The organism is Robiginitalea sp., assembly GCF_049588695.1.
GTDB lineage: Bacteria > Bacteroidota > Bacteroidia > Flavobacteriales > Flavobacteriaceae > Robiginitalea.
The window spans coordinates 1-5,103 of sequence record NZ_JBAVZJ010000085.1 but is presented as its reverse complement, the minus strand read 5'-3'; the positions used below and the strand labels follow the sequence as shown (position 1 = coordinate 5,103).

Annotated in this window: 6 protein-coding genes; all 6 read right to left on the bottom strand. The window is 50.3% G+C overall.

Features of this window, described 5'->3' with window-relative positions; all coding sequences use genetic code 11:
- Window positions 1–116 precede the first annotated feature (116 nt).
- Entirely contained in the window at window positions 117–1,913 is a 1,797-nt protein-coding gene (locus WBV75_RS01780) for a MutS-related protein (RefSeq protein ID WP_424118941.1), read from the bottom strand.
- Window positions 1,910–2,269, bottom strand: coding sequence for an MmcQ/YjbR family DNA-binding protein (locus WBV75_RS01775; protein ID WP_424118940.1), 360 nt, complete (start codon window positions 2,267–2,269; stop codon window positions 1,910–1,912). The genes WBV75_RS01780 and WBV75_RS01775 overlap by 4 nt, the downstream gene beginning before the upstream one ends.
- A gap of 18 nt (window positions 2,270–2,287) precedes the next feature.
- On the bottom strand, window positions 2,288–2,692 hold the full coding sequence (locus WBV75_RS01770; protein ID WP_424118939.1) for a Dabb family protein: 405 nt from the start codon (window positions 2,690–2,692) through the stop codon (window positions 2,288–2,290).
- A 19-nt stretch (window positions 2,693–2,711) separates the two neighbouring features.
- A complete protein-coding gene (locus tag WBV75_RS01765) occupies window positions 2,712–3,359 on the bottom strand; it encodes a DUF4230 domain-containing protein (RefSeq protein ID WP_424118938.1) in 648 nt (215 codons plus the stop codon).
- 59 nt (window positions 3,360–3,418) lie between these two features.
- A complete protein-coding gene (locus WBV75_RS01760; RefSeq protein WP_424118937.1) occupies window positions 3,419–4,189 on the bottom strand; it encodes a cyclase family protein in 771 nt (256 codons plus the stop codon).
- A gap of 19 nt (window positions 4,190–4,208) precedes the next feature.
- A partial coding sequence (locus WBV75_RS01755) for a coproporphyrinogen-III oxidase family protein (protein ID WP_424118936.1) occupies window positions 4,209–5,103 on the bottom strand: 895 nt, incomplete at its 5' end.

Sequence of the window (5,103 nt, the reverse complement as noted above, 5' to 3'; positions counted from 1 at the left end):
GATCAAGGGGATGTAGGCACGCGCCGGCAACTAACCCTGGGGCACTTTATCGAACCCCCGGGCAGTATCCAAAGGAAGGCAGGTAATTTACGGTAGCCCCCGGCATGGGTTCCTTATTATGACTTCTGCTGAGGGGCTTCGTCTTCCACTACCCCGAGTTTACGCAGTAAAAACGACGCATTCATATTGGAACAGACCCCTGGCTTCAGGCGGTAATCAAAATACAAAGTACCTTCCCGGATCTCCGCATCAAAAAAGAAATTCTGCACTTCGGGTATGCGATCGGCAACTTCACAAAGGCTCAAATCGTGGGTAGCGATCAGGCCCGTGGCCTGCAGTTTTATCAGACGTTCCAAGAACTCCTGTGAGCCCTGTGCCTTATCCTTGCTATTGGTGCCTTTCAGGATTTCATCCAGTATGACAAAATAGGGTTGCTCCTGCAGATGGTCTACAATGGTCTTAAGTCGTTTGAGTTCGGCAAAGAAATAGGACTCATGGCGGGAAAGTGAATCTGAAGTGCGCATACTGGTGATCAATGGAATGGGGGTATAGCTCATATGTGCCGCTCGTACCGGAAGGCCCATATTAGCCATTACAATACTCAATCCTACGGCCCTCAGAAAAGTGCTCTTGCCGGCCATATTGGCTCCTGTGATGACCATAAAGTTACCGCGCTCCACTTCAAAATTATTTGTCACGGGGGTTTCAAAGAGGAGCGGATGCGCAAGCTCCTTTGTCCTAACATATCCCGCTGCGCCTTCCCCGATTTCAGGATAGGTATAGGAGGGGTGGTTAAAACCAAAATTCGCCAGGCTGTTGTAGGCATCAAAACGGGCCAGGGCCTCAAACCATCCGCCTACGACACTCCCATAATTACCAATCCATTCTTCCACGGCCCGCGCCTGTCGCAGGTCCCATAGGAAGAATGCATTTCCAAAAAGTGCGATAATCAGGTTGTTTCGCTGATGCAGGGCCCCGATAATACGGTTGAATTTCTGCAATACCCCGGAAACAGGCGGCCCCACTCCTACCAGGGCCTGCCGGGTATCAATGAGTGATGCGGCCTGGAAATTCGCACCCTCAATCTGACTTACCAGCCGGCCGTACTGACTAAAGGTGTCCTGCATCTTTCCTGTGTCCTGCGCGAGCGTACTGATTCTCTTTACAAAGGGAAAAGTGATCAGGAGACCAGTAAAAAAGACCCCAACAAGCACCCCGAGGGGCAGGAGCTGCAGCACAAAGAGCACTCCTATACCCACTGAAAATATCGAAAAAACCGTGGGCATAAAACGCGTCCATGAAGGCAATTTTCGGGAATAACCAGAAAACCAGGTGGTCAGGGCCTCAGGTGATACGGGGGTTTGGATCATCCGGGCTGTGGCAGTATAGTTTTGTCGCCAATCCACCCTTGGTGTGAGTTCCCGAATCGCTTCCTGTTTGCTGTCAATACGCGTAAAATCATTGGAAGACAACCATCGGGCCAGGAGCGCACCTCCTGCAGGCAGACCTGTTCTATTCAGGTATTGGTAAAAAGAATCGGGACCCAACAAATCGAGGTCGTCCTGATAGGGGTGCCCGGGTTCCACAAATCCCGACCCATCCTCCAGGGTACTATATGACCCTTCTAAGACCTCAGTTTCGATCTGGTTCACCGCGATGAGTTCCTTCAGGCGGGCCGCTTCGTACTTTAAATCCTGATGGCGGGAAACGAGGTATGCAAATAGTCCCAGAAAGACTACTGCCCCAATCCCGTAAAACATCTGTCCGTTCAGGGCGAGATACATAAAAAGCCCCATAGCCGCAAAGACCAACAGACGGATCCCTGAAGAAAGTCGTAATCTCCTTTTTTGTTGTCGGGCTGCCTCGGTGTAGGCAACTGTCTTTTTTTTGTAAAACTCAGCGGGTTGTGTCATTCTAAATCTTCCAGGGCCTGCCTGGTTTTTTTGGGCAATCCGGCCACGATAAGGTTATAGGAATGGTCGATGAGCTCCCGGATCAGTATTGAAGGGACCTGCTGCAGGTATATCGTGTTCCAGTTGTGCTTGCTCATATGATACCCGGGAATAATGTACCCGTCATAGGTCTCTCGCAGTGCTATGGCACGCTCCGGGTCGCATTTCAAATTGACCTGTGGCGGGAGCCGATCCAGGGCTGTAAGGGCAAACATTTTGTTCATCACCTTAAACACCAGGACATCTGCACCAAAGGGAAACCCTTCGGTAACCCCCTTTTTTGCGATGCAATATTCTCTGAAAGCTTCTATATGCAAGGTAGTATTCTTTTCATTTCAGGGATTAAGGCCCTGTGCATCGTAGACCTGAAAACGCTTTAGCAAATGTGCGGTCTTCTCAATAAAGGAGAGATGAGCCGGCTCGGTCTGATAGGCCTGCTGAGCCTCCGCCGACTCAAAGGTGACGATCATCGCATAGGTAAAGGAGTCGTCCACCACCTCCCGACTCGCTTTTGGCGGGGTTCCCAAAAAATTGGTCCGGGTGTATTTCGAATCTTTAAAAAGGGTTCGGAGCCCGGTTTCGAAATGCTCGCGATCCCGGGGATTGTCAGGGTTGTTCAACCAAAAGTATACCACATGGGTAAAGGCAGGGTCAAATCCCCGAGGGTCCTTGGAAGCCTGGGCGCAAACAGTCTCAGCAGTTGCACTGAAAAGCACCAGAAGTGTAATCAAATATTTCATCAAAAACGTCTTATTATAATTATTCTGAAGCCTTCGGGGCAGCTTCCTTATGGGCGGAATTCAAGAGCACTTCTACAGGGCCATCGAGTTTCAGGGCTTCGTAATCGAGTTTCCAGCCCAGGGTTTCCACGATTTTTTCCATCAGCAATACGGCCTCAAGCATTTCGTGATTGGCAGTTTCCATGAGCCCACTTTCCGGGATTTTCTCACGGATACGTGCCTTGGCTTCTTTATTCATACTGGTCATATCATCCGGTGTAAAGGCATTGAACAAGTCATTGCGGATATCATAAAATTCCAGTTCGGGTTCTATGGACAGGATTTCGGGAGGTGGAAAATTACCCAGGATAATCGTTTTATGCTCCGGGTCCGCAGTCACCTTTAACTTTTTAAAATCGTACCCAATGTGGGCTTTGGCGTTAATGACAATCAGCGCCTTTTTTTTGCTGCCAAAAAGGTTCATAAAATGGCCTTTGCGATTCTCATACCTGTAGATTTCTGCAAAATCTCCTTCCACAGAAACCAGTTTACATACAGATCGCACCTTCTCGAGTAAAATACTCGACTGTTGGGTGGTGAGTTCTTTTTGCTTTTTCTGATTTAATAAAGAGTAACCCCAGTACATCAGCAGTGCGCCAATAAGAAGTCCCAGTGCTAATTCAGCCATTGTTTGTTAAGTGTTAATTCCAAAGGTCCTGCTTTCCGGAAGACCCTAACCGGTATTTTTCAATCTTCCTCCAGACTCGCCACAACCTCCATTGGGAAGAGGATGGGGCGGCTCGGGCTCGCATCGTTCTCAAAAGCGGCCAGTTGTATGTTTAGGAGATACGTCCCGTCCGCTACCTCCGGGGGGGCATAAATCAATTCGGTAATTGTGGCCCGGGGCCTTGGATCCTCAGGCAGCCCCCAAAAAGCTCTATGGGCAGAAAGCCTGCCGCCATCTTCCTCCCGGTCCACCGAAGGCAGGTCCAGGAGCAGGTGGAGTACCCCTTTTTGGCGAAGCCAGGATGCCACCCGGGCTTCAAGATAGGGCGGATTCGTGTCGGAGTACTGTTTATATTTCTTGGATTCCGGGTTCGGCAAGGTTCTCAAAATAACCGCCTCGGGCAGGGGTTCTTTCAAGACTGACTGCACTTGTGCAAGCGTAATCAAATGGTCCCCGTCCTGCTGCTCCGGGGTAAGGCTAACCAAAACGGAGACTACCATGGGGGCCGGGGGATGCTCCAGAACCGACTCGGCCTTAGCGGTAATATGGCCCAGGCACTCGGTATGGGTTCCATGGGCGTGGGGGTTAAAGGAGACATCCTTAAAATTAACAGGGGCTCCTGCCTCAACGCTACCGGTAAAACTACCCTCCCTATGGGGTTCGATTCGTGGAAAACCGACCCCCCAACACCGAACACCGCGGTTATCGCCACGCACGGGAATCGAAATATCGACCCCCCGGGAAAGGTCTGCTTCCCAGGATTTTTTCCCAAACGTAAACTGTACTTTCATATCTGTAACCACCGCGTTTTCACTTCAAATTAATCATAAATAAATCACTTGCAATCCCATCGGCCAAAAATTTACCTTTCCCCGAAGTGTAAAGGGTCTCGGAATCGAGGAACAAAAACTGATCCCGAAGATAGGGGGCAGCCTGCTGGAGGAGATACGCTTTGTACACTTCCCCGAAGTCCTCCTCAATCTTTTTAAGGGAAACGCCCCATCGGCTTCTCAGGCCAGTCATTACGGACTCGTTGTAGCGATCCCTTGGAGTGAGTACTTCAAAATCAGTCTGGATTGCACCCTTCTCCAAAGCCCGGATATAAAGGGAATTGTTAGAGGGGTTCCACCATCTTTTTTCCCCGTCAAAAGAGTGGGCCGCGGGACCGATCCCCAAATACGTTTCCCCCTGCCAGTAGGCTGAATTATTCCTGGAGTAAAACCCGGGCCTGGCAAAATTCGAGATCTCGTAATGATCGTATCCCTCACCCGTGAGGGTTTGTACCAGATGTTCAAATTGTTCCTGGGCCTCCCCTTCATCCACGTCGGCTGACTGGCCTTTGGCGATAAAAGAAGAAAGGGCCGTCCGGGGTTCTACCGTAAGGGCATAGGCTGAAATATGCGGGGGTTTAAATTGCAATGCCTGCTCCAGGTTATCTGCCCAAAGTTGCATATTACTGCCGGGGATACCGTAAATCAAATCCAGGGAGTAATTTGGAAAAAGACGGGCTGTGGCCTCCAGGGAATGCAGGGCTTCGGTGGGGGTATGTGCCCGATTCATCCATTGGAGTTCCCCTGCATCAAAAGATTGTATGCCCACGCTCAACCGATTTACCGAAGACCCGGCCAGCTCCTGCATTTTGTCTGCGGTGAGGTCATCCGGGTTGGCTTCCAGGGTGATTTCGGCTTCGGGATTCAGGTTGAAC